This is a genomic window from Ruegeria sp. HKCCA0235A, from assembly GCF_013033235.1.
Lineage (GTDB): Bacteria > Pseudomonadota > Alphaproteobacteria > Rhodobacterales > Rhodobacteraceae > Ruegeria.
The window spans coordinates 238429-262204 of record NZ_WQDQ01000005.1 but is presented as its reverse complement, the minus strand read 5'-3'; the positions used below and the strand labels follow the sequence as shown (position 1 = coordinate 262204).

Annotated in this window: 22 protein-coding genes; 6 read left to right on the top strand and 16 right to left on the bottom strand. The window is 59.1% G+C overall.

Features of this window, described 5'->3' with window-relative positions; all coding sequences use genetic code 11:
* Positions 1-94: 94 nt before the first annotated feature.
* The 12 genes from GOW56_RS11115 to GOW56_RS11060 all read right to left on the bottom strand — a co-directional run bounded on the left by GOW56_RS11115 (position 95) and on the right by GOW56_RS11060 (position 12126).
* Positions 95-1285 (bottom strand): BatD family protein, encoded by a 1191-nt coding sequence (locus GOW56_RS11115; protein WP_171205905.1) that lies wholly within the window; start codon positions 1283-1285, stop codon positions 95-97.
* Complete coding sequence (locus tag GOW56_RS11110; RefSeq protein ID WP_171205904.1) at positions 1282-1956, bottom strand: tetratricopeptide repeat protein; 675 nt, start codon at positions 1954-1956, stop codon at positions 1282-1284. Before GOW56_RS11110 ends, GOW56_RS11115 begins: the two co-directional genes overlap by 4 nt.
* Positions 1953-2852, bottom strand: a complete 900-nt coding sequence (locus GOW56_RS11105; RefSeq protein WP_171205903.1) for a VWA domain-containing protein — start codon at positions 2850-2852, stop codon at positions 1953-1955. The genes GOW56_RS11110 and GOW56_RS11105 overlap by 4 nt, the downstream gene beginning before the upstream one ends.
* Positions 2852-3604, bottom strand: coding sequence for a VWA domain-containing protein (locus tag GOW56_RS11100; RefSeq protein WP_253283555.1), 753 nt, complete (start codon positions 3602-3604; stop codon positions 2852-2854). Before GOW56_RS11100 ends, GOW56_RS11105 begins: the two co-directional genes overlap by 1 nt.
* 199 nt (positions 3605-3803) lie before the next feature.
* Positions 3804-4175, bottom strand: a complete 372-nt coding sequence (locus GOW56_RS11095) for a hypothetical protein (RefSeq protein ID WP_171118282.1) — start codon at positions 4173-4175, stop codon at positions 3804-3806.
* On the bottom strand, positions 4172-5068 hold the full coding sequence (locus GOW56_RS11090) for a DUF58 domain-containing protein (RefSeq protein WP_371807899.1): 897 nt from the start codon (positions 5066-5068) through the stop codon (positions 4172-4174). The genes GOW56_RS11095 and GOW56_RS11090 overlap by 4 nt, the downstream gene beginning before the upstream one ends.
* 5 nt (positions 5069-5073) lie before the next feature.
* On the bottom strand, positions 5074-6030 hold the full coding sequence (locus GOW56_RS11085) for a MoxR family ATPase (RefSeq protein WP_171205901.1): 957 nt from the start codon (positions 6028-6030) through the stop codon (positions 5074-5076).
* Between the two features lie 84 nt (positions 6031-6114).
* Complete coding sequence (locus GOW56_RS11080; RefSeq protein ID WP_171205900.1) at positions 6115-7041, bottom strand: hypothetical protein; 927 nt, start codon at positions 7039-7041, stop codon at positions 6115-6117.
* A gap of 455 nt (positions 7042-7496) precedes the next feature.
* Complete coding sequence (locus GOW56_RS11075) at positions 7497-8504, bottom strand: glutamate cyclase domain-containing protein (RefSeq protein WP_171170128.1); 1008 nt, start codon at positions 8502-8504, stop codon at positions 7497-7499.
* Positions 8501-9760, bottom strand: a complete 1260-nt coding sequence (locus GOW56_RS11070; RefSeq protein WP_171118274.1) for an aminotransferase class I/II-fold pyridoxal phosphate-dependent enzyme — start codon at positions 9758-9760, stop codon at positions 8501-8503. Before GOW56_RS11070 ends, GOW56_RS11075 begins: the two co-directional genes overlap by 4 nt.
* Before the next feature lie 2 nt (positions 9761-9762).
* Positions 9763-11238, bottom strand: coding sequence for an aldehyde dehydrogenase family protein (locus GOW56_RS11065; protein ID WP_171205899.1), 1476 nt, complete (start codon positions 11236-11238; stop codon positions 9763-9765).
* Positions 11239-11241: 3 nt separating this feature from the next.
* Entirely contained in the window at positions 11242-12126 is an 885-nt protein-coding gene (locus GOW56_RS11060) for an NAD(P)-dependent oxidoreductase (protein WP_171205898.1), read from the bottom strand.
* 170 nt (positions 12127-12296) lie between these two features.
* Between GOW56_RS11060 and GOW56_RS11055 the strand changes: the two genes are divergently transcribed.
* Together GOW56_RS11055 and GOW56_RS11050 are read left to right on the top strand one after the other, a co-directional pair.
* On the top strand, positions 12297-13793 hold the full coding sequence (locus tag GOW56_RS11055; protein ID WP_171205897.1) for a trimethylamine methyltransferase family protein: 1497 nt from the start codon (positions 12297-12299) through the stop codon (positions 13791-13793).
* A 4-nt stretch (positions 13794-13797) separates the two neighbouring features.
* On the top strand, positions 13798-16224 hold the full coding sequence (locus GOW56_RS11050; RefSeq protein ID WP_171205896.1) for an FAD-dependent oxidoreductase: 2427 nt from the start codon (positions 13798-13800) through the stop codon (positions 16222-16224).
* Between the two features lie 84 nt (positions 16225-16308).
* On the opposite strand, the gene GOW56_RS22010 is transcribed toward GOW56_RS11050, so the two are convergent.
* The 3 genes from GOW56_RS22010 to GOW56_RS11040 are packed head-to-tail and all read right to left on the bottom strand — an operon-like array spanning position 16309 to position 17127.
* A complete protein-coding gene (locus GOW56_RS22010; RefSeq protein WP_256369159.1) occupies positions 16309-16440 on the bottom strand; it encodes a hypothetical protein in 132 nt (43 codons plus the stop codon).
* Positions 16428-16919 carry an aminotransferase class III-fold pyridoxal phosphate-dependent enzyme gene (locus GOW56_RS11045; RefSeq protein WP_254447205.1) on the bottom strand — a complete coding sequence of 164 codons (492 nt, stop codon included), beginning with the start codon at positions 16917-16919 and terminating at the stop codon, positions 16428-16430. The genes GOW56_RS22010 and GOW56_RS11045 overlap by 13 nt, the downstream gene beginning before the upstream one ends.
* 55 nt (positions 16920-16974) lie before the next feature.
* On the bottom strand, positions 16975-17127 hold the full coding sequence (locus GOW56_RS11040; RefSeq protein WP_171118265.1) for a hypothetical protein: 153 nt from the start codon (positions 17125-17127) through the stop codon (positions 16975-16977).
* 479 nt (positions 17128-17606) lie between these two features.
* Here GOW56_RS11040 and GOW56_RS11035 point away from each other — a divergent pair, with 479 nt between their 5' ends.
* Both GOW56_RS11035 and GOW56_RS11030 read left to right on the top strand, forming a co-directional pair.
* Positions 17607-18638: a LysR family transcriptional regulator gene (locus GOW56_RS11035; RefSeq protein ID WP_171118263.1), complete on the top strand. Its 1032-nt coding sequence runs from the start codon at positions 17607-17609 to the stop codon at positions 18636-18638.
* 9 nt (positions 18639-18647) lie between these two features.
* Positions 18648-18926 carry a hypothetical protein gene (locus tag GOW56_RS11030; RefSeq protein WP_171118260.1) on the top strand — a complete coding sequence of 93 codons (279 nt, stop codon included), beginning with the start codon at positions 18648-18650 and terminating at the stop codon, positions 18924-18926.
* Here GOW56_RS11030 and GOW56_RS11025 read toward each other — a convergent pair whose 3' ends face one another.
* Positions 18927-20891: a CocE/NonD family hydrolase gene (locus GOW56_RS11025; RefSeq protein WP_171205893.1), complete on the bottom strand. Its 1965-nt coding sequence runs from the start codon at positions 20889-20891 to the stop codon at positions 18927-18929.
* A gap of 166 nt (positions 20892-21057) precedes the next feature.
* On the opposite strand from GOW56_RS11025, the gene GOW56_RS11020 reads away from it, so the two are divergent.
* Together GOW56_RS11020 and GOW56_RS11015 are read left to right on the top strand one after the other, a co-directional pair.
* Positions 21058-21720: a helix-turn-helix domain-containing protein gene (locus GOW56_RS11020; protein WP_171118256.1), complete on the top strand. Its 663-nt coding sequence runs from the start codon at positions 21058-21060 to the stop codon at positions 21718-21720.
* Positions 21717-23756, top strand: coding sequence for an NADH:flavin oxidoreductase (locus GOW56_RS11015; protein ID WP_171170119.1), 2040 nt, complete (start codon positions 21717-21719; stop codon positions 23754-23756). The genes GOW56_RS11020 and GOW56_RS11015 overlap by 4 nt, the downstream gene beginning before the upstream one ends.
* Positions 23757-23776: the final 20 nt, after the last annotated feature.

Sequence of the window (23776 nt, the reverse complement as noted above, 5' to 3'; positions counted from 1 at the left end):
CCTCCGACAGGAAAGTTACAGCATTTCCCGATCAGTTCAACTGTTTCATTTTGAGACATGCGAAAGATACCATAGATAACAAATGCTTGATGACTCAGCCGGTCTGGTTCCTGAGGAAGACCCTGGCAAACGCGTTCAAATCGGGCGCCGCAGCATTGGGATCAAAATACTGCCTGTCAAAGTCTTGCATGTGTTTGAGTCGACTGGATGAAGGGCCGTCACGGCGCAGGATGGCAGAAGCCGCTTGCCGCAGCCTGTCTGCTCGACCAGCCCTGGCACTGCGTCGCAATTCCCGGGCCAACGGGTCAAAAACCCCAAAGCGACGCAGTGCCCTTGAAACGGCCAGTTTGTGGCCGGACAGTCCCAATCCCAAGCCGGCCAGAAAAACGACAATGGCGATTGCGGCCATTGGCCAACCCAACAGCGTTGCTGGTGGCGCATCTGCCTCTGCGACGCCAAGGCCTGCGTCTTCGATGGCCGTGCCATAAGCAATGCGTTGTGGCGAGATGACGACCTCTCGGGTTTCGCGGGCCACGGTATCAAAGTAACTGAATTGCAAGGGTTCAACGATGCCGGACGTGTCGTTCGAGGGGCGTATGGTCCAGCGCCAGAACGCATGGGTGACCGGCCCTTCCGGGGTCAGTTCGACAAGCCGTTTCTCTGGGTGCGCGAAGATCAGGGCCGAAGGCGAGGTCAACTCGGGCATGGGCGGGATCATCTCGGGCGTCGCGCCCAGGGCTTCCAGTCGAATGACGCGCAAGACCCCCTCACCCGGTGCAAGTTGATCCGGCGCATTCGACCACTGATCCGAAATCTGCAATTTGCGAACCGGAAACCACCACTCCTTGGTGGCCGGGGCTTGCGCCACCTGAATGGTCAGCGGCTCTGATTGAATCTCGTGTTCGAACCAGTCGTCATTTTCGTCTGTCAGGGTCAACCTGTGCACAAACGGACCAATTGTAAGCTTGCCTGCCTCGACAGGATAGATCGCCATCCGTCGGGTGAACACTTTGTATTTCCGGCCATTGATCCTTTGCTCCGACCAGCTGTCCGGGCCCAGTTGCGCCCAGCTGAACCCATCCAAGCGGGGTTGGATCAGCTCTTCGCGCGTGATGTGCCGACGATAGACACCACGGATCGTCAACAGCACCATCTCTTGGGTGAACGGAACCGGGGCATTGTCTTCGATGGCAACTTCGATCAACGCCTCGGACGGCAGCACTGTTTTCGACTGCGCCAAAACCTGCATCGGAAATGCAATAAGAAGCAGAAACAGCCACTTCATTCCGGGTTCTCCGCTTCTGGAGGCGAAAGACCAAGCTTTGCCCGGCGTTTGTGTTCGTGTGCGATCCGGGCCGCCATGAACTCACCCGGAACATCGGAAAGCTGATTGAGCCAGCGCAGATCGGCAACCATGAACTTGTCATCAAAGATGCGGCGCACGCCCAGTTGCCCGCGACTGTCCAATTCCGCCAGTCCCAGCATCGTGTTCGCGTTCGTGACCTCACTGCCGGTTCCCGCCGCCCGCGCATTCCCGCGCGCGACAAAACTGTCGGCCTTGGGGCCGGATTTGCGTTCGGGGAAAAGGCTCAACGCCTCTGGGGTGATCTGCTGCCCTGCGTAATAGGCGGCCAGCACATCGAAATTCGCCTGAGCATCCAGGTTTCCCCTGGCCATGGCCTGATCATAGGCTTCCAGCGCGGCGGCCAATTGGCCGGTCCGGGCGTAAGCATTGCCGAGGTTGTAATGGTTCCCGGCGCGCTCGAAAGCACTGGCCGCTTTGTCAAAAACGCCCGCGCGGTAGAAGGCAACACCTTGCCAGTCAGGGTCGGGAAACAGCTTTGCAGCCATTGGATACAGACCGATTGCCAATGTGACGCGGCCAAATGGGGCAGCGCCGCCCAGCGCAAAGGCAACGGCAATACAAGTGGCACCTGCAATCGCGAACCACCTCATGCCCCTTCCCTCCAGAACAAAAACAGCAGGGGGAGCAATGCGAAATACAGCAAGTACCGCCCCAGATCATGCCAGAACAGCACCGGATAGTCCGCCCGTATCAAGCGGGTTGCGGCATCATCTGCCAGCCAATTGGCCAGATCATCTGACTGGTCCAAAGTGAAGACAGCGCCACCGCCGAGCGCGGCGTGGGTTTGGATTTGCGCAGTCGTGGGGTGAACCGACACCAAGGACACGCGCACCCCTCGTGCGGCAAGCAATGCGACCCGCTGCAATGAGGGTGATCCCAGCCCGTCCCCGTCAGTGAACAGGACGACGTCCCCGGCCAGGATGCCCGCCCCTTCCATCCGCTGCAACGCCAAAGCCAGCGCGCGTTCGGGTCGCGATCCCTTGTCCGGAACGGTCTGACCATCGATGAGCGACAGCGTTTGTCCCAATTGGCGGTGATCGGTGGTCATATCCGTGGCGACATAGGCATCACCCGCGTAAACGATGATGCCGCCGGGGCGGGACCCAAGCGCACTGACACCCAAACGCCCCATGCTCAGCAGTTGCGGCCAGCGGTCGTCTTCCGCCACGCTGTCTGATGCATCCACAAGGAACAAAACGCCATCCAGGTTGCGATAGGTCTGCGCGTCGCGCCGTTCGATTGCCGGGCCGGTCAGGGCAATCGCGACGATCCCGGCGGTCAGAAGCAAGGCGGCTGGTTTAACCGGGAAGGAGCCGCCTTCGATCCGGCCGATCGCGGCCATCGCCTGGACAAGCTGCGGGTCGGTGATCTTGTCCCAGGCTCCGAACCCTCCGGCACGGGAAAGCAACCACCACCCTGCCCCGCAGATGACAGGCAACAAAAGCCCCCAGGCCGGTCTGAGCAGAGTGACATCCAGCTCAATCATCACGCTTGCCTCCACGCCGCCAACAGGGCAAGCGCGGCCGCCATTGCTGCGGGCCAGGTCCAAAATGATCGGTAGACCTCGGCCGTAAGGCCCGCGCTGTCCGTCGCTTCCAGCCGATCCAAGGCTTGAGTCACGTCGACAAGATCATCGGTGGTTTTGACGCGAAACGCTTCGCCGCCGGAAATTTCGGCAATGGCGCGCAGGGTTGTCGCATCGACGACGCCGCGCTCACCAGGTTCGGCGCTTTGCAGGTCTTTTGGACCCAGAGCAATCGTATGGACCCGCACCCCCATCTCCGCCGCCAGTTCGGCCACGCCACCGGGGTTCGTGGCGCCCGCGTTGTTCACTCCATCCGACAACAGAATGACGACCCGCGACGCCGCCTGGCTGTTGGCAAGGCGCTTCAAAGCAAGGCCCAGACCATCGGATATGTTTGTCGCACGGCCTGAGATACCGATCGTGGCCTCTTGGATCCGTCGCGCGACAGCCTCGGTATCGAAAGTGAAAGGCGTGGCGAAATAGGCTTCGGATCCGAAAACAATCAAGGCCACCCGGTCGCCGGCGCGGCGTCGGGCGAACTCGGATCCAACGCGTGTCACCGCTTGCAAACGGGTGATCTGGCGCCCATCGAGATAAAAGTCCTCCCGCACCATCGATCCCGAAAGATCCAGAACAATCGCAAGGTCCCGTCCGGACACTTTCAGGGCGTTGACGGGTTGCAGTTGGCGCGGACCGGACAGTGCAAAAATCATGAGCCCCCATATGATCCACAAAATCAGGAGGTCCGCCAAAGTCCGGGTCCTGGCCTGAGCCTGTGGGCTGGCCGCCATAAGCATTCCGCCTATGCGGTCCGGAACTGGGAACCCCCGCTCGAAAGCCGGCCGCGGCTTGACCAAACGTGTGATGACAAGAGGCAATGGCAGCGCCAGCAAGATCCAAGGGTCAGCAAGCTCAAACACGACCCGCGACCTCCTCTTGCAGGGTCGCCAGATCCGGTTCGCCGCCGGGTTGATAAAGATCACCCGTCAACTCTGCATAACGCTTCGGATTCTGAGCGCGCAGTTTGTGCAAAAGAGCCACCCTGCGGCGATCCACGGACCACCCCGGTTGTTCAGCAGATTTATCAGGTGGATCCGGCCGCCTGTTTGCCGCGGTCCTGACACTCAGCAACCGCAAGATGGCGACACAGCCGACCGAGGCCAGCGCCGCGATACCAAGAACAGCCGCGTATTCCGCAACCGCCCCGCCTGCGGCCTCGGCGGGCAAATGGATATCCCGCAGGCTGGCCAGCATCGTGGCTTCAGAGAGTGCTTTCTCACTCATGCCACATATCTTGCCGCGAAAACCGACGAAATGCGACGAGAGGTTTGTTCGACCGGGTCACTGGCATTCAGGACAAGCGCGGGATGTGCTGCCACCCGCTGAAACGCAAGTTCACCGGCAGGCTCTGCCCGGGCCAGATAGACCCGCTTTTGCCGCCCATCTGAAAGGCGGATCGGATACCAGCCCCTTGGCATCTCATGCGCTTTGCTTTCGGTCACAAGAAGCAGTCTGGGGGTGCGGCGATGATCGAGCCGGCCCAGCACGTCCGAAAAACCGTCTCCCTGCTGATCGAAGCCAGACGCTATGATAATCTCGGCCCCTGTCGGCGTCAGGCGCTCAACGCTGGCAAGTGCCTGTTCCAGCGTCCAGCTTTCATCCTCACCTTTTTGCAGCGCGGTCAGACTGCGCGCATGAGCCTGAACCAGGCCACCGATCACGTCCAGCATTCCGCGCGTTTTCCCTCGCAACGGTACGATGACGGGTGCGCCAGGGGTAAGCGCCAACAGACCAACACGCCCGCCGCTTTCAACCATGAACCACCCGATCAGGGTCAAGGCTTCGGCGGCAGCGACTGACAGAAACGCCCGCTGGATGCCCCAGAACATCGGTGCACGAAAATCCGCAACCAACAGGGCGACGCGGTCCTGTTCCTCCTGAAACTGCCGGATATGCATACGCCCCGTGCGGGCGGTTGTTCCGCGATCCAAATGACGAATGTCATCCCCGTCCACATATTCGCGTACATCTGCAACCTCGACGCCCTGCCCGCGCTTTCGGGTCAGAAATCCTCCGGGCAGGGCCGTCATTGTCGGGTTGCCACGGTCGGTCAATGCGATATGCCGCAATGCAATCAAGGCCTCGGTCGTCAGGCGAACCCCCGCATGTGCCAGCACCCCCGTCACAGCGGCTCGACCGCATTCAGAATGTCGGCCACCAACTCGCGCGGCTTTTTCCCATCTGCAACGGCTCTCCAGGTCAGCACCATGCGGTGGGCCAGCGCATCGGGCGCAACAGCGGCGACATCTTCAGGCAGGGCGAAATCCCGGCCCCGCAGATAAGCGCGCGCGCGCGATGCCGAGGCCAGGGCCAATGACCCACGCGGCGAGACTGCGTGTTCAATATATTCGGAAAACGGACCTTCACGGGTCGCAAGCACAAGCCGTACGATATAGTCCCTCAATTCTGGCGCGACGTGAACCGACTGGGCTTCGGTACGGGCAATCTTCAGTTCCTCAAGCGTCATCCGCTGCGCGTCCGGAGGCCCATTCCGGGTTTCGGCGATGACCAGATCAAGGATCTCACGTTCCGTTTCCAGATCCGGCAATGTCAGTACGACATGCAGCAGAAACCTGTCCAACTGCGCCTCGGGCAAGGGAAAGGTTCCATCATGTTCAATGGGGTTCTGGGTCGCCACGACCAGAAAGGGATCCGGCAGGGCGTATGTTTCATTGCCAACCGTAACCTGATGTTCTGCCATGGCCTCCAGCAAGGCGGACTGCACCTTTGGCGGCGCGCGGTTGATCTCGTCAACCAGCACCAGCGTGTGAAACACCGGCCCCGGAACAAATTCAAAGCGGCCTTCCTGAGGCTGGTAAACTGGTGTTCCGGTCAGATCAGAGGGCATCAGGTCAGGTGTGCATTGAATACGGGCAAAGCCGCCCTCGACAGCGTTTGACAGCCATTTGACCGCCCGCGTCTTCGCCAGCCCGGGCGGACCTTCTACAAGAAGATGGCCACCTTCCAGCAGCGCGATCAAAAGAGAGTCCACCAGATGCGCGTGACCGATAAGCCCCTGCGACAGGTACGCGGACAATCCCGCAATGGCGCGTGGCGGATTTTCAGGCCTCGTATCCATATGTCCTCCCATAGCCTCTGAGGGCGCATTGCCTGCGCTCAGGCTACCCGGAGTCACCCACCCGACAAAACACGTCAGATGGTATTACCTGGGCACACGAACCGAATTGGTGCAGCCTTCATCAAAAAGGGCTGCAAATCTGGGATTGGCGAGGGTTTCGTCCGCCTGCGCCCATAGCCGATCATATTGGGCGTCAATGTATTCGATAAAGCCGGGGTCTATGGTTTGATCCACCGGGGATTGCGCGACAGCATGCATCATAAAGACGTCAAACGCACAAAGACCGCTTGGGTTCGAAGCCAGCAATGCGCGCATGAAGTCGTGCGAACTCCAAGGCAGGCGCTGCAAGTTTACCGGCGTTTCCTGCAATTTCGACAAGAACCCTGACGATTTGTCATATAACAGGATGTCCATGCCAAAGGTGAAGGACTGAAACAGCTCTTCCAGCAGGATCGATTTGTGAAAATCCCTTTCAAGCTTGCTGGGCCGATCATGCGCCGGTTGTTTCACCACAATATGGGTCCCCTGCCCCCGATGACCAAAAAAGGTCTGTGCCATCGCCGGTGATGTCACCACATAGTTTCGACCCGCAGGCAAACCAAGCTGGTGGAGTTCGCTGAGCCAGTCGATATCTGACGAAAGGTCCCGATTGGGAGGGTACCCGGAATACAATCGCAAAACCACGGTTCGACCGGTTCCACAATCGCGCGCAGATTGGCCAGCGTAGCGCATGGGTGTCGGGTGGCCGAAGCTGTGTTTCAGCAACGCCCGAAAGGAATTAAGAACGACAAGCGTTTGCGGATGCGGTTTTTCGCCGACCAGGCACAAGGCTGCACCGGCCTGATCGCGGCCATCGATGTGAACAGGGATCGCCATATCACGCCCCAGCATCGTGGACCGCAGCTCATACCCCCATCCTCTCTGTGCAAGTTCGATATAATCGCTCTTCTCTGCACAAAGCGCGCCTGCAAAAGCGACAATCGCCAATATTTGCAACAACAGATAGCGCATTCAGCCCCTCTCAATGTGACGCACATTCTATCTGGGATACGGGTCTCTCGCAAAATTCATTGAGACCCGCCTCGATGGGAATGGCGATCCTTTTAGCCCACCAGCTGAGCAACCTGCTGAACCGGAAAGAGCGACCTGGCGTGAATTGAAATTGCTGGTCATGTTGACCAGTTCCATTCCCGCAAGGACATATATTTTTGTACCGACGGACTTAGACCATAGCATTGGCTTTGCCAGACATTTGTTGAACCGATGGCCTTGCTCAACAATGCTATCAGGAAATTTCAACCTTACGTTTACAATTGGGACCGAAAGCCATCCGCACGTTAAACGCAGGCGCACCAACCGCCAAAACTTTGCAACAGAGCCCCCGTCACAGGGCAATTTTTCGCATGAGCGATGGGGTCGCGGATATTGCGAAGGAGTGTTTCGGTGATCACGGTTGGGTCTTTCTGCTATGACGGCGCTTTGCGGGTAATGGCCTCGGCCATTTCCACCAGCGCGATATGGGTGGTGTCCTTGATGCCGTCCACATGGGGGTCGATGATCCCATCGGCAGAATTGATCAGCCCGTTGGCGGTCATGACCTTCAACAGGCGGGCTTCCATCGCTGGGGTGTGGATCAGGCGGGCGTCGCCTGTGCGCATGGCCATGGCCGCGCAAATCGCTGTGCAGCCCCAATTCGAAACCGCAGCGGTCATCAGGATATCGGCGCCAGAGGTCGCGCCGATCCCGCCGCCGCATGCGCAATCGCCGGGGGCAGCAAAGGGAACGGCGATCTTCACGATATCGGCGACCAGCCCCATGCCGATCTCGTTGCCGCCATCACCCACAGCCAGCGTCGGGATACCTCGCGCCATGGCAGCATCGAACAGCATGTCGATGCGCGCCCGGCCTAAGCCGTAGTCGCGCCCACGCATGTTGTAATAAATGCCGTTTTCGTTGCGCCCCACGCGTTCGGTCGAGACCATGATATCGGGCTTGAGCTGATTCAGCATCTTGGCCGCCGCAACGGCGCCCTCGGCATCTGTCACCGGATACGGCAGCAAGGTTGCGCAGGCCATTGAGCCATCCGCACTGGCCTTGCGCGTCGTCTCAAGATCCACGATCGCGACGCCACAGGCCTGCAGGGTAGCAGCCATGGGCGGGATCAGCGTTTCCTCAATCACCAATACGCAGGTTGCTTTTCGGGCGAGCCAAAGCGCGCGAATGAGGGCCGCCGCCCCGGATGGGCCATCGTTTTCGCCCAAAGCCGGAGACAGCCACGCCCGCGACACGGATCCCGTGGTGACGATTGCCGTCCCGCTTTCGGGCATGGCAAGCAGCAAATCCGCCGCGGCGCCGCACAACGCTTGGCCCGCCAAGGCGCGCGAGGCGTCATAGAGCGGCTCGATCCCCCGGTTGCCGAGGTCGAGGTTCACCAGCCGGTCCAGCCTGTCATCATACTTTGCAAATTCGCTCATGACTCGTCTCCGAACAAAACCGCCGTGAACCACGCGTCATCGTCAAGCCTGTGCGACACTTCTTCTGTGGCCGAGTCCAGCGCCGACACCAAAGCGGCAACCCCACCCACAGCGGTCACAGCTCCGGCGGTCGGTTTCAGGCGCAGCGAAACCCTTCCGCCCGGCGCGCCATGGGTGTTCACGGTCAAAACGCCGTGCTCTTTCAGCAATAGCATACCGATGGCCGCTGTCGCCTCTGCCGGGACAATGTCAGTCTTGTCCCGTCCTGCCAGTGACAGCACCCGCGCTAACACGTCCTCTTCATCCAGCATCGGCCCCAAATCAGACCGCAGCACAACCTCTGCACCCCAGGCCCCGGCCATCGCTTCTGCAATGGACGCGCCGTCGCTTGCCTCGATCCGCAAATCTTCCGGGTCAAAGGCCTGCAGGCTGCGCATCGCGCCGGCCGCTATGGGTGCGCGTGCCTCCTGGCCCAGTTCCGACGCCTTGGCAAGCGTGGCCAGTACCGGCGCGGACGCCCCACAAAGGATGCCCGCACGCGGGCCGCACAGGCCCGCCTTATCCGCATTCGTGATGGCTATGTCCGCTCCCATGGAAAGGCTCAGCGCTCCACCATGCAGCACCGGGCGCAGACGCGCGCCATAAGCTTCGTCCAGGAACACGGTGGCGCCCGCGGCCCGCCCCTCAGCTATGGCGCGGCTCGTCTCGGCGTCCGGCAATCGCGCCAACGTGCTTGTGACAGTCGTGATCACCACCAATGCGGGCGCGTGCGTGGCTATCGCTGGCCCTAGGTCCGCCGATCCTTCGATTTCCACAAGCTCGACGCCCGCCAGCCGACATCCGCGCACAACCGATGCGTGGCTGCGGTCCTTATCGGGCACCACGGAGACCACGGGTCGCCCATCGCATAGCGCCAATATGGCCGCCACAATACCTGCACTTGTGCGGTTGGTGACAGCGACCGTATCCCCGCCCCCGAAATGCGCGATGGCAGCCTGGGTCAGTTCCGCTGAAAACAGGCCCGGTCCCACCCATTCTTCGCAATAGGTCGACAGATCATCCGGTTTCAGCGGAAAGTAACGCGGGTTACCTGTAAAAATCCCAATTCCGTCAGCCCCGCGCGTTTCCACGACCTCTGCCGCGACCACTTGCGCATGGCGCAGCCGACGGATTTCGGTCGCGCTGGAGGACAAATATCGCCCCCGCGCATAGCCGACCGAAGCGTCAATCATGTTCCCGAATCGGTCTGTTTCCATGCCTACAGCGCCACGGTCACGCACTTACGATAGGTATAGGCCTCAAGCGCGCCTTCGATAGAATATTCGCTGCCCATTCCGGATTGCTTGATCCCGCCGTAAGACATCCCGGGGATTTGCCCGCCACCCTGATTGACCTGCACCCAGCCGGCCTCCAGCGCGCGGGTCATGCGGATGACGGTGCTCATGTCGTGGCTGAAAATGAACGCCGCCAGCCCGTAATGCGTGTCGTTGGCCTGCGCGATCATATCGGCCTCATCCTCCCACGGGATTGCGACCAGGACAGGGCCAAACACTTCTTCGCGGGCAATCCGCCAAGAATTGTCTAGCCCCGTCAGGATTGTGGGGATCGGATGAAACCCATTGTCTGTAGCCTTTGGCGTTTCGCCCGTCAGGAATGTGGCGCCTTGCTCTTCGGCCTCAGCGACATAGGCACAAATCTCAGAGTAGCGTTCTTCATTCACCACGGCCCCGATGTCGCTGTCTTCATCCAGCGCATCGCCGATTTTCATCGCAGCGGCTTTTTCTGCGACCAAGGGCATCAGGTCATCCCAGACAGATTTATGCACAAACAGGCGAGATCCGGCTGTGCAGCTTTGCCCCTGACGTGCAAATCGCATGGCATTGACCACACCTTGCGCCGTGGCGTCGATACTCTCTGGTGCGCAAGCGTCGGGAAAGATGATGCAGGGGCTTTTGCCCCCCAGTTCAAGCGTTACATTGGCCACCCGATCCGCCACGGAATGAGCCACCAGTTTGCCCACTTCGGACGATCCGGTGAACGACACTTTCGCGATACCGGGATGATTGACCAGCGCCGCGCCGGCCTCTTCCCCAAGCCCGGTGACCACGTTGAAGACACCTGGTGGAAAGATGTCGGCAGCCAGCTCAACCAGCCTCAGAACGGCGAGTGGCGCATCTTCGGCAGGCTTCAGGACGATGCAGTTGCCCGTGGCCAGCGCCATGGAAATCTTCACCGCGCCTAATTGCAAGGGCGAGTTCCATGGGATGATCGAGCCGACAACGCCCAATGGCTCGCGCGTGGAATACGACATCAGCCCGGGGCCAAAGGGCAGCGTTTCGCCCTTTTGCTCACCCGCAACACCGCCATAATACTTGAGCACTCCAGCCGCGCCCATCGCTTCGCCCCGTGATTGTGTGCGGACCGCATTGCCACTTTCGGCGGCCAGAACGCGGGCGACCTCTTCGGCATGTGTGGTCAGGCGGTTGCCCAGCTCGGTCAGCATTGCGCCGCGTTCTGCGGCAGGTCGCGCGGCCCAGTCCTGGCGCGCCCGCTCAGCGGCGGCAACGGCAAGGCTTACTTCTACTTTGGTCCCCCGGCCAATCTCGCAGATCGTTTCGCGCCGCGAGGGGTTTTCAACTGCCAGCATCTCTCCGCTTGCGGGCCAATGCCATTGCCCGTCTATGAAGGACCCGGCCAACCCATCTGTGGGCAAGGTGTAATCCAGAATAGCCATGTGTTATTCCTTCTGGTGCTCGGGCAATGCCCGAAGCGTGGTGTAAAAGGCCGAGAAGTCGCGGTCGCCGCGCGTTTCGGCAAATTTTGTAAAGGCTTTGGCCGCCTCGGCCCCGAAAGGCGTGGGCTGTCCGCTCGACTTTGCCGCCGCCTGAGCAAGTTGCAAATCCTTTGCCATCAGGCGCACGGCAAAGCCGGGGTCAAAGTTGTTGGACGATGGGGCGTCGGGAACCACACCGGGAATCGGGCAGCGGTTTTCAAGCGTCCAGCTTTGCGCCGCGGCCCCCGCGCACAACGCATAGAATTTGTCGAGATCGAGGTCCAAGGCGTCGGCAAGCGCAAATCCTTCCATCACCGCCATCGCGGTAATACCGCAGATCATGTTGCGACTGGCCTTCGCGGCCTGCCCCGTTCCGGGTCCACCGAAATGGGTAATTTTGGAACCCATTGCCAGCAGGATTGGTTGCGCCCGTTCGACGTTCGCCGCGTCTCCGCCGACCATGAGGCTAAGTGTCCCGGCCTCGGCCCCAGCAGGGCCGCCGGAAACGGGCGCGTCTAGCATTGCCAACCCATGAGACATCGCCTCAAGGGCGAGCGCATGCGCCGTGTTCACATCAATGGTCGAACAATCGATCACCAGCGCGCCAGGTTTGGCAGCCGCTCGGATCAGTGTCTCATGAACGCGCGCGACGTGATCGGCTTCTGGCAGCATGGTGATAATGACCTCTGCCGCTGCGATGCTATCCGACGACGGCGCGATCGCACCGACAAACGCTTCACGCATTTCGGGGCTGATATCCATGCCCGTTACGTCATGGCCTGCGTCCCGCAGAACTTGCGCCATCGGACGGCCCATCGTGCCCAAGCCAATAAACGCAATCCTCGCCATGTTATGTTCACCCCGCCGAAGTCGTAGAACGTCAAATGCTGGTCTGTAGTATTGCGCAGGAAAAGCCGACGTTTGCATGAAAGATTCTGGTCTGAGTGCGCGAATTTTCGAATTGCCATTGCGTGAGTTTGCGCAATCCTTGCGTAGATTATTCTTCTAAGGACCGCCCGATGGCCCGCAGAACCCGCTCAAAAACCGACCGTCGCGCGCCCCGCATCACTCCGCCTCCACAGGGTGGGCGGTTTGCGCCACTGGATGCTGCTGCGGTTGATCGGATCGTGCAGGCCGCGTTTGATATCCTTGCGCAGACCGGGATCGCAGAATGCCCCGACGCCATCGCAGCACAATTCGTCAATGCCGGGGCAACCAGACGTTCGGATGGGCGGGTCTGCTTTTCGCAATCGATGGTGGAAACCGCCATTGCGCGGGCGGCGAGGCGCGTAAATCTACCAGGGTTTGTGGAGGATATGGGCCTGACCGTTGGCGGCGGCCGTGTGCATATCGGAACAGGCGGAGCGGCGACAGAGGTTCTGGACAGCGCCACCGGCGAGTTTCGCGGTGCCCAGCTGTACGATCTCTACGATCTTATGCAGTTGGTGGGACGATTGCCGAACATCCACTACGGTTTGCGCCCGGTGATTGCACGGGACATGGACCAGCCCTTGCTGCTGGACCTCAACACCGGGTTTGCCTGTCTCAGGGCCTGCCCCAAACCCATCGGGATCAGCTTTGACAGCGCCGCGCATCTGGATCCGGTTATCGCCATGTTCGATATGGCCCTGGGCCACGAGGGCGCCTATCGGGCGCAACCCTTCTGTTTCGGCGTGATCGTGCATGCGGTCTCGCCGCTGCGCTTTGCGCCCGAAGGGTTAGAGATTATGCAACGGGCCATGGCCCACAGAATGCCGCTGCAGATCTGCACCGCGGCGCAGGCGGGGGCAACCAGCCCTGTCACTTTGGCGGGCGCGCTGGCGCAGGGTCTTGCGGAAACGCTGGCTGGGTTGATGGTCGTCGACGCCCTCGAGCCGGGGTATCCCTGCATCTTTGCGTTCATGCCATTCATTTCCGATTTGCGCACCGGTGCAATGACAGGTGGATCAGGCGAAGCTGCCGTCGCCGCCGCTGCCGCCGCGCAATTGCTGTTGCATCTAGGCTTGCCGTCAACCGCTTCTGCGGGAATGACCGATGCCAAAACCCCCGATGCGCAGGCGGGGTATGAAAAAGGGTACACGGTGGCTCTTGCAGCGCAAGCCGGGGCAGACATGATCAACCTGTCTGTTGGCATGCTCGGGTCCATAATGGCCGCCTCGCGCGAGGCATTGGTGATCGACGATGACATGTGTGGCGCGATCCTACGGTCGGTTCGCGGGGTCGAGTTGACCGAAACCGCGATCGACCTCAGCCGGATCGAAGCCGTGGCGACCGGCGACGGCCACTACCTGGGCGAGGCGCAGACACTGGAACTCATGAAATCCGAATACACTTATCCGAGCCTCGGCAACCGGCAGAGCATTTCGGATTGGAAAGATGCCGGGTCGCGCACGATCTGGGATGTCGCTGTTGATCGCAGCGCCGAGATGTTGCGCGAGCCACCAACCCATTTGCCCAAGGACCGGGAGGCCGCGATACGCGCCGCTTTCGATATCCGATTGCCCGAAGGAAAATAGCCCCATGAAAGACACTGCCCGCGTTGTTGTGATTGGCGGGGGGGCCGTTGGCACCTCAATCCTGTATCATCTCGCTTTGGCCGGCGTAACTGATACGCTTCTACTTGAGCGCAACGAACTGACCTCCGGCTCGACCTGGCACGCAGCCGGCAACATCCCGACCTACGCGACTTCATGGCTGGGAATGAGGGCAGGAAACTACGGCTGGTCAACCTATAAAGATCTGGCCGAAAAGGTGGGCAGCGCGATCACCTATCGTCATACGTCGGCGTTCTGGCCTGCCCATACGCCGGAACGGATGGACCTGTTCCACCATCTTTGCGGAATTTCGGAAAGCGCAGGCTTCGATCTGCAGATGCTGAGCCCGTCCGAGATGGACAAGATGCACCCGTTCTGGCATCCGGACGAATCCGTTCTGGGCGGTATTCTGGACCCTTACGAAGGTGACATTGACCCCAGCCAGCTAACGCAAGCGCTGGCCACGGGCGCGCGGGATCTGGGCGCGCAGGTGGAACGCTTTGCGCCCGTGAAAGCCATTGACCGCACGGCGTCAGGGGAATGGCTGGTCACTTGTGCGAAAGGCACAGTAAAGGCAGAGATCGTCATCAACGCAGGTGGCTTTTACGGCCGCAAAATCTCCGAGATGGCAGGATTGCCTGCCCCGGTGGTCACGCTCGAGCACCAGTATCTTGTGACCGAACCGCTCAAAGCGTTGGAGGATCATGCCGATCTTTTCCCACTGGTGCGTGACCCCGATATCCGCTTCTATCTGCGCCGCGAACGCAACGCTTTCCTTGTTGGTTCCTACGCCCATGATGGTCGCCCCGCGTGGGAGGAGGACGGCCCGCCGGATGACTTTGCGCATCAGCTTTTCCCTGACAGTGTTGAGGATATTCTGGATGTGCTGGAGGCGACGATGGTCCATGTGCCGCTGCTTGGCGAAGCGGGCGCGCAGCGGTTTGTCAACGGCCCCATCGCCTATGCCCCAGATGCCCTGCCGCTGGTCGGCCCGGCGGCGGGTGCGCCGAATTTCTATCAAGCGACTGGCGTGCAGGTTGGCATCACCCATTCGGCCGCTATCGGCAAAGCGATGGCCGAATGGATCACCGAAGGCGAAACAGAATGGGACCTCAGTGCGTGGGATCCGCGCCGCTTTGGCGATTGGACCACGCAGGACTATGCCCATTCCCGTGCCTCACAACACTATGATCTGCAATATGCCATTCCATTTCCGCATCGGAACATGCAGCGTGGCCGCCCGGTGCTTTGTACCCCGCTTTTTGAACGCCTGAAGGATCAGGGCGCCGTCATGGGCCAGATCGCCGGGTGGGAGCGCGCCTTCTGGTTCGAAACCGATGCGATCAAGGACAATGGCGATGCCGACCTGTCCTTCCGCCGCGAACCTTGGCAGGACGCTGTCGCGCAAGAATGCAAAACCGTGGCAAGAAGCGTCGGCGTCATGGATCACGGCGGTTTCACCAAATACGATCTGCGCGGCCCCGGCGCTGAGGCGTTCCTATCCAGCGTCCTGTGCGGCGGTGTTCCGAAACCGGGACGCGTCCGGCTCAGCTATATGCTGACCCCCAAGGGGCACATCTGGTCAGAAGCCACCGTTGCGCGACTGGCGGGTGACAGGTTCCTTCTATGTGGCCCGACCCTGGCCGATCTGCGAGACTTCGACTGGCTGAACGCCCACCTACCAGCAGAGGGTGTCACACTAAGCCGCGGCTACAAACACGATGCCGCTTTGCTGGTCATGGGCCCCAAATCGCGAGTGGTTCTGGCCCCGCTGACCGATGCAGACCTCTCTGCCGCTGCTGCCCCGTGGCTGTCAGTGGCCGAGATCACGCTGGCCGGCTTTCCTGTCACCGCGATGCGCGTATCATACGTCGGTGAACTGGGTTGGGAGTTGCATCTGGCTTCCGAGCACCTTGTGGCGGTCTACGACACGATCATGACGCGCGTGAACGAGGTTGGTGGCTGCCAGTTCGGCTCCTACGCGCTGAACGCGATGCGGATCGAAAAAGGTTATCACGGATGGGGTTCGGATTTCGGAACAGAATATACGCTTTACGATGCGGGTCTGGACCGGTTTGCCAATATGAAAAAGGGGGAGTTCATCGGACGCGACGCGGTCGAGCGGCAGTCTGACGAGGAGGCCAACTGGGAATGGATCGGGCTGGAAATCCGTGACGACAGCCCCGAACCGCTTGCCTCTGATCCGATCCTGAAGGATGGCGAATGGATCGGGTACGTGACCTCTGCCAGCCAAGGCTATCGCACCGGAACACATTGTGTTCTGGCTTATATCAAGCGCGGATCACTGGGTATGGGGGCCGATTGCACGGTGCGCGTGCTTGGCCAGCCCCGCAACGCTCGGCGGCATAATCCCCATGTCTATGACCCGGACAATCTGAAAATGAAAGCCTGAACGACTAAAGGCGTCTGTATGAATAGGCACCTTTTTCTTTTGTCAGAAACTCAATTGGGCCGATGCGATGAAATCGCTGATTTCCTACCATGATGGCCGCGTTCTGGATAAGTCCCAGGCGCGCCCTTTCACCTCGGCCCAGACACTGTCCAAGGCGGCTTTCAGGATCGCAGTTGCCTCGTCGATCTTATCTTCGTTGATAATCAACGGCGGCATAAAACTAATCCGATCGGGCGGGACGGACCGCAAGTACAGCCCCGCGTGTGGGCGCGATCCTGCACCATCGTCCCCACCTTCAGCGCCGGATCCCACAGCGCACGCGTCCCTTTGCCCTGCACCAGTTGAATACCGCAAAACAGACCGATCCCGCGCACATGACCGATCAGATCTATGTCGCCATAGACTTTTAGCGCCTCCAACGCGACGGCGGCACCGACAGGGTGACCAGCATAGGTGAACTCGTGGCCCAACACGCTGGATGCGTCTGAGCTCAGCATCAGATCGTCAAAGAAATCCTGCCGGAACATGATCGCCGATATCGGGAAAAACGCAGCGGTCAGCGCCTTGGCGCAGGTGGTGATATCAGGGGTTAGATCGAAGGCCTCTACGCCCCAGTAATGCCCGGTGCGGCCAAAGCCGCAAACGGTCTCGTCCACATGGAAATGAATGTCATACTTCCGGATCACGGTCTGCATCGCATGCCACTTTCCCTTTGGCGGGCGGATCGCGCCGCCGCCGGATTGCATCGGCTCAGCAAAGAAACGCGGCGATTGTGTCTGGTCCCGCCTCCAGCACGGTGGCTTCGAACTCGGCCGCCATGCGGGCAGAGAACTCCTCCTCGGTTTCACTGGCCTCGGCATTTAAATAGTAGTTCGACGTCGACAGCTTGAGAAAATCATGCATCGGCAGTCCAAAGCCCGCATGAATGTGAAGCTGGCCGGACAGAGCACCGCTGCTTTCGACGTTAGTGTGCGCGCTAAATCCGCGGCTCTTGGATGGGACCTCCCGTAAAATGTCGGCGCGAAAGGCAGTTCCTGCATCTGATCCATGGCCGCCCGCGCCAGCCGGTCGTCATGATTACCCAATGACACGCATCCCAACCCGAAAAAGCCGTCTATGATGCTTTGCCCATCATCCGTTTCAATCCGGACCCCTTGGCCGCGCGTCACCATCGCGGTGGGGCTATCTTGCTGATGCAGGCGGGCGTTCGTCTGTCCATGCACATGGAACTGACGGTCCCAAGCGCGGGGTGAATCGACGTCTGCGAGCTTGTCCATATGGATCTTGATCATCTGTGCCGGGGGTATTCTTGGCGAAAAATTATTGAGCAACACTCGCGTTAATCGTAGGTTTTCATGAACAACTTTCATGCAGAGATCAGTATGGAAAATCCCCGACTAGACATCCGCCACCTGCAGATGATCCGCGCCATTGGGAAAACCGGTCGCGTCGTTGACGCGGCCGATGAGTTGGGCCTGACACCGTCAGCGCTGTCCCACAGAATCCGCGAAGCAGAACGCAGGCTGGGTGTGCCCCTGTTTGAACGCATGCACAAGCGTTTGCGCATGACGGCTGCCGCCGAGTATCTTGCCCGATTCAGCGACAAGTTTCTGAGCGAGATGTATGTGATCGAAGATGAAGTGCGTCGGATGAATGCGGGCATTGATCACGTCGTGCGCATCGCGGTGGAAAACTACAGCGCCTATCACTGGTTCCCCGCGTTTCTGCAAATGTTTCGCGCTAAACACCCAGCGATCGATATTCAGATAATGGCTGGTTACCGTCGTGACATGGTCACATCGCTTCTGGACCGTCAGATTGACCTGGCCATCGTCGCCGGAGAGTCGAGCCATGCAGCGACGCGGTCGTTGCATCTCTTTCAGGATCCTCTTGTATTCGTTTGCGCGCCAGAACACCCGCTGGCCGGGGCTGCATCGGTATCTGCACGTGATATCGAAGGGCAACGGTTTATCACATTCACCAAGATCCCCGAGCCTGATCAAGAATTTGCAAGGCTGTTTCGTGCAGAACGTCGCTATCCCAACTGGACTGCAGCCGTCGAGTTGCCCGAAGCCATTGTCGAATTGGTTGCTGCAAACCAAGGTACAAGCATTCTGGCGCAATGGGCCGTCTCGCCACATGTGGCGTCCAAGCGTATCCTGGCAATACCGCTTGGCCCCGATCCGGTGCTCATGAATTGGAGTTGCAAGTTCCGCACAGACGAGCCTGAGGATGGGCCGGTGCTCCGCGTCGCGCATGCGCTTCAGGACTGGCAAATCGCTGGAAGGGCGTCTCGCCCCGCTACTGTGTCTTCGACAAGGATCAGCGCATCACCCATGCCGCAATCACCGAGAACAAGCGCCTCAGTTCCGTCCCGGAGTTCATCGAAGAAGAACAGGACAAAGCGCCACTGAAGAAACGATGTGCTGGCAAACAACGCTCAAGATACAAGCCAAACGGCCGTCGCAATGACGGTTGAAGCTCATTGGCTGATCGTAAGCGCATCAACGACCGCAAAGCCAGCTGGGGCTACGATTTATGAAACCTCTGCACTGTCAGGCTTTGCTGCCGCCGCGCACTATGGTGATATTTGTACTTTGCAGAACCAGCGACGTTTCTACTTGATTGCAACCAGTGCCGAGACATTGAAAACCTGCAATACAGCTAACACTGGTTGGAGGAAACCACTTGCGCTGCATTGATTAAGATTTACGCCAGTGCCGTGTCATGAAGATTTCTTTGTTCCATGTAACAATCAGTTCAGCATCCACCGTCGTATGCCCGAGCGATGAACACGCAGTCAAAGCAACTGAAACCTCTGCGGTTCCGTCAGGTCGCTCAAAAATCATTTTGTGATCAACGTTTGTCTCTTGCTCGACGACATCCGAGGTCTTCAATCTATGCACCATGCCTGTTTCGTAGCTAAAAACAGTACCCATCTGAGGGAATGCAGTCTTCACCAGTGGTTGGCGCCAGCCCATCTCGATACAGTTGTCACGGGTTTTATTCCAGCGTGTCAGCCTGTCAGCAGCAGAAGTGAAATGCGATTTCTCTTCTGGCAAATCTTCTGCAGGCGGAAGAGGTTCGCTTAAGTCGGAAGGCTTATTGGCCATCAAAGGAAGAACAAGTTCTCCATCATCCAGACTCAGGTCACCTTTCGGTGCCGCCGCGTGAATGAGGGGCCAGTAAAACGAAGAGAACGCTAGTCGGATGCGATGTCCTTTGCGGATGCGGTAGGCGGTTGAGTGAAAACGGATGTCTGCGTTAAATGCATCGGTTTTTGCCGAGGGCGAAATGCGATCCAGGTTCTCATCCAGCGACAGATTCCTGACGCCATAGGTTATACGTGCCGACACGCCGTCAGAATTTACATCACTGAGTCTTGCGATAATCTGATTTGGTTGGCCTTTCGTTTCTCCATGTAACCTCAAAACGACCGACCCATAGATTATCAGATCCTCTGTAAGAGGCGCTGTTTCGAAAACCAAAGAACGGGAATCATCAAAGTTTTGATCAAGGGGTAAACCGCCGGTTCGGCCAAAATACCCTGTATCCCCTGCGCTTTGCCCCACCGTCGGATCTGCTGGAACGATCCACCGCTCGTGGTTGGTATTGGATTTTAGTGAAGACAGGGAAATTTCCTGAACTTTTGTTTCTTGGATCGTTGGGCCACTTTCTATCCATTTCCCTGTGGCCATGGATAAAAAATCCTGCGGATCAACGTATTCGCGTAACCAAACCCGAAGCCGCGGCCAGTTTGGCGTTTGAGACGTGTCTGACTTCAGCCAGTGATCCCACCAATCCAGAGCCAGTTTCTGAAACCCGACGGCGGGTCCGGGCGACCCTTGATCTGGATAGTGGTGACCCCAAGGGCCAACCACCCCCCAAACCTGGGTCGGTCGCGCATCAACCAGAGACATTACCGAATTGGAATAGCGATCGCTCCACCCTCCGATAGCCAGAACCGGGACAGAAAGTGCATCTGCTTGATGAATGACAGAACCGTGTCGCCAGTATTGCCCCCTACCATCCTCGCGCAGCCAGTTTTCCAATGGAACCGTAAGGTTCTCAATTCTCTCTTTCCACAGCGCTTTCCAATCTGTCCCGACATTTGCCGTTGGAGGCGAGGCCAGAATAGCCGGAAGCGTCGCACCCCATTCGAACGTATCCGACAAAACGCAACCACCCATATAGTGGATGTCATCCTCAAAACGGTCATGGGTTGCGCAAACGGCGATCGCCGCCTTCAGCGCATCGGGCGCGTTCACACTGGCCTGCAACGATGCCGTACCGCCCCAGGACGTGCCGAACATTCCCACACGGCCATTGCACCAAGGTTGCGCAGCCAGCCACTTGATCACTTGTCGCGCATCGTCCAGTTCAGCCTGAGCATACATATCCGGCATGTGCCCTTCGCTGTCGCCCGAGCCCCGCATGTCAACCCGAATGCAGGCGTAGCCGTGGGCTGCAAAGTAGGGGTGGTTCCTTTCATCGCGCGCGCGCACCATGTCGGTTTTGCGGTACGGGATGTATTCCAAAATGGCAGGAACAGGCATCTGTGTTACCGGGCGCCACAGACGGCCTGCCAAACGTACGCCATCAGGCATTTCGATCCATAGATGGTCTGTCTCTGACACTTTGAAGGGATGATCGGTTTGATCGGTCATTTTGATCCGCCGCGTGGAATCCATGTCTGCCTCACTTCTGCAAATCCAGATCGAACATGCAATAGTTTCGTGCTATTCGTCCAAAAATAGAATTTGACTTTAAAATTCTAGTCTGCTTTCAATTTGGGTAGAGTTCATCTACTCTACTCATTTTTTGGAGACCCGCATGTCATCTGACAAAGTTGTCGCCTTGCCATCCGCTATTTCTTCGCTGGGCAGCGAGGTTCGGCAGTTACGCAAAGCCCGTCAGCTTACGCTGAAGCAACTGAGCGAAGAAGCGGGCATCTCGCTCAGTCACGTGTCGGCGATTGAGCGCGGGGTATCCAAGCCTTCTGTTGACGTATTGCAAACTATCGCCAGCGCGCTCAGCGTCACGCCAGATTGGTTCTTTGCCCGCCGCGCTGGGGCGGGTCCAATGGAACAGGCTTTTGTTGTGCGCGCCCAGAACCGTCGAGCCCTGAATACCCTGTACGGTCAGGACGTGGCAGAGCTGGGCTATACCGATCATCTGCTGTCCAGCTCGATCGGAGGACAATTCTATATGGGCATGGCGGTCTACGCACCCCATTCAGAACGCCCGGACGACCCTTTGCAAAAACACGAAGGCGAAGAGCACGGGCTGGTTTTAGAAGGCGAGCTGGAGATGCAGATCGGGGATGAGTTCATTACCCTGCGCGCCGGGGACAGCTACAGCTTTGACGCACGCATCCCGCACCATGCCCGCAACCGCACCGATCAGGTCTGCCGGTTGATCTGGGCCGTCTCACCTGTCGTCATTCCCAAGGATGTCGTCGCAACGCAGCCTTCTAACCGGGAAACGTCCTCATGAGCAGCGACGCCCTGTTGCAACCCTATCAACTGAAGCACCTGACCCTGAAAAACAGGATCATGACCACCAGTCATGAACCCGCCTATCCCGAAGACGGAATGCCTAAGGAACGCTATCGCGCCTATCACGAAATGCGAGCGAAAGCCGGCGTTGCGATGACGATGACCGCTGGCTCTGCCACCGTCAGCCGTGACAGCCCCCCGGTGTTCAACAATATCCTCGCCTACAAAGATGAGGTCGTGCGCTGGATGGGTGAATTAACCGACGCCTGCCACGCCCATGGCTGCGCCGTGATGATCCAGCTGACCCATCTGGGTCGGCGTACCGGTTGGAACAAAGGTGACTGGTTGCCGTCAGTTTCTCCATCGCACTACCGGGAACCCGCGCATCGGGCCTTTCCGAAGAAGATGGAAGACTTCGACATCGAGCGGATCGTGACCGACTATGCCGATGCGGCTGAACGCATGCAGGCCGCCGGATTGGACGGGATCGAGTTGCAGGCCTACGGGCATCTGCTGGACCAGTTCTGGTCGCCGCTGACCAACACGATGGACGCACCGTTCGGAGGTGATCTCGACAACCGGCTGCGCTTTGGCTTCATGGTACTGGATGCGATCCGCGACCGTGTAGGACCAGAGTTCATTGTCGGCGTTCGCTATACTGCCGATGAGGTTGAAAAGGGCGGCATCACCGAGGAAGAAGGGCTCGAGATCGCGCGCAGGCTGCGCGACAGCGGTCAAGTGGATTTCCTGAATGTCATTCGCGGGCGCATTCACACCGACCCTGCCATGACGGACGTGATCCCTGTGCAGGGCATGAAAAGCGCGCCGCATCTGGATTTCGCCGGGCGGGTGCGGGCCGAAACGGGCATGCCGACCTTCCATGCTTCGCGCATCCCTGACGTGGCGACGGCTAGACATGCGGTGTCCTCGGGGCTTTTGGATATGGTGGGGATGACCCGCGCGCACATGGCCGACCCGATGATCGTTTCCAAGGTTCAAGCCGGACAGGAAGATGACATCCGGCCCTGCGTCGGCGCGACCTATTGTTTGGATCGAATTTATCAAGCGGGCGAAGCGCTGTGCATCCACAACCCTGCCACCGGGCGTGAACTGACCATGCCGCATGTAATACCTGCGGCGGACACGCGCCGCCGGGCAGTCATCGTCGGCGCAGGTCCCGGTGGGTTGGAGGCCGCGCGCGTCGCCGCAGAACGCGGGCACGATGTCACCGTTCTGGAAGCCGCCCCCGAACCTGGTGGGCAGGTGCGCCTTACAGCACAATCCAAGCGCCGGGCCGAGATGATCGGGATCGTCGATTGGCGTATGGCGCAATGTGCTGCGCGGGACGTTCAGTTTCAGTTCAACACATATGCCGAAGCCAGTGACGTGACCGCGCTGTCACCGGATATGGTCGTGATTGCGACCGGGGGCCTGCCGAATACAACGATCCTCGATTCGGGCAATGAGCTGGCGGTATCCGCCTGGGATATCCTATCCGGCGACGTGCAGCCGGGCGAAAACGTGCTGATCTATGACGATGCAGGAGATCACCCCGCCCTGATGGCCGCCGAGGTCATCGCCGCCTCCGGCGCACGGGTCGAAATCATGACCCGTGACCGCAGCTTTGCGCCCGAGGTTATGGCAATGAATCTGGTGCCCTATATGCGCTCTTTGCAGAAAACCGGAGCCAAGTTTACCGTCGCACGAACGCTGCAAGCGATCGAAAAATCAGGCAATCAGCTGCAAGCCCATATCGGCACAGACTATTCTGATCTGGTCGAAAAAAGGGAATATGATCAGGTGGTTGTCAATCAAGGCACGCAGCCTTTGGACGATCTCTATTTTGATCTTAAACCTCTGTCGCGCAATCGCGGAGCGGTGAATCAGGGTGCGCTTGTCTCCGGCACAGGCGACCTGTTTCCGCAACCCAATCCCAGCGCCAGATTTGACCTGTATCGCATCGGTGACGCCGTATCGGCACGCAACATTCACGCAGCAATCTACGACGCCCTGCGTATGGGCATCCAATGGTAGCAAGCGCAGGGAGGCAGCGC

Coding starts and splice junctions, on each gene's coding strand:
- GOW56_RS11115 (WP_171205905.1), bottom strand. CDS start 1,285: ATGAAGTGGCTGTTTCTGCTTCTTATTGCATTTCCGATGCAGGTTTTG.
- GOW56_RS11110 (WP_171205904.1), bottom strand. CDS start 1,956: ATGAGGTGGTTCGCGATTGCAGGTGCCACTTGTATTGCCGTTGCCTTT.
- GOW56_RS11105 (WP_171205903.1), bottom strand. CDS start 2,852: ATGATTGAGCTGGATGTCACTCTGCTCAGACCGGCCTGGGGGCTTTTG.
- GOW56_RS11100 (WP_253283555.1), bottom strand. CDS start 3,604: ATGATTTTTGCACTGTCCGGTCCGCGCCAACTGCAACCCGTCAACGCC.
- GOW56_RS11095 (WP_171118282.1), bottom strand. CDS start 4,175: ATGAGTGAGAAAGCACTCTCTGAAGCCACGATGCTGGCCAGCCTGCGG.
- GOW56_RS11085 (WP_171205901.1), bottom strand. CDS start 6,030: ATGGATACGAGGCCTGAAAATCCGCCACGCGCCATTGCGGGATTGTCC.
- GOW56_RS11080 (WP_171205900.1), bottom strand. CDS start 7,041: ATGCGCTATCTGTTGTTGCAAATATTGGCGATTGTCGCTTTTGCAGGC.
- GOW56_RS11075 (WP_171170128.1), bottom strand. CDS start 8,504: ATGAGCGAATTTGCAAAGTATGATGACAGGCTGGACCGGCTGGTGAAC.
- GOW56_RS11070 (WP_171118274.1), bottom strand. CDS start 9,760: ATGGAAACAGACCGATTCGGGAACATGATTGACGCTTCGGTCGGCTAT.
- GOW56_RS11065 (WP_171205899.1), bottom strand. CDS start 11,238: ATGGCTATTCTGGATTACACCTTGCCCACAGATGGGTTGGCCGGGTCC.
- GOW56_RS11060 (WP_171205898.1), bottom strand. CDS start 12,126: ATGGCGAGGATTGCGTTTATTGGCTTGGGCACGATGGGCCGTCCGATG.
- GOW56_RS11055 (WP_171205897.1), top strand. CDS start 12,297: ATGGCCCGCAGAACCCGCTCAAAAACCGACCGTCGCGCGCCCCGCATC.
- GOW56_RS11050 (WP_171205896.1), top strand. CDS start 13,798: ATGAAAGACACTGCCCGCGTTGTTGTGATTGGCGGGGGGGCCGTTGGC.
- GOW56_RS22010 (WP_256369159.1), bottom strand. CDS start 16,440: ATGCCGCCGTTGATTATCAACGAAGATAAGATCGACGAGGCAACTGCG.
- GOW56_RS11045 (WP_254447205.1), bottom strand. CDS start 16,919: ATGCAGACCGTGATCCGGAAGTATGACATTCATTTCCATGTGGACGAG.
- GOW56_RS11040 (WP_171118265.1), bottom strand. CDS start 17,127: ATGCATGATTTTCTCAAGCTGTCGACGTCGAACTACTATTTAAATGCC.
- GOW56_RS11035 (WP_171118263.1), top strand. CDS start 17,607: ATGGAAAATCCCCGACTAGACATCCGCCACCTGCAGATGATCCGCGCC.
- GOW56_RS11025 (WP_171205893.1), bottom strand. CDS start 20,891: ATGACCGATCAAACCGATCATCCCTTCAAAGTGTCAGAGACAGACCAT.
- GOW56_RS11020 (WP_171118256.1), top strand. CDS start 21,058: ATGTCATCTGACAAAGTTGTCGCCTTGCCATCCGCTATTTCTTCGCTG.
- GOW56_RS11015 (WP_171170119.1), top strand. CDS start 21,717: ATGAGCAGCGACGCCCTGTTGCAACCCTATCAACTGAAGCACCTGACC.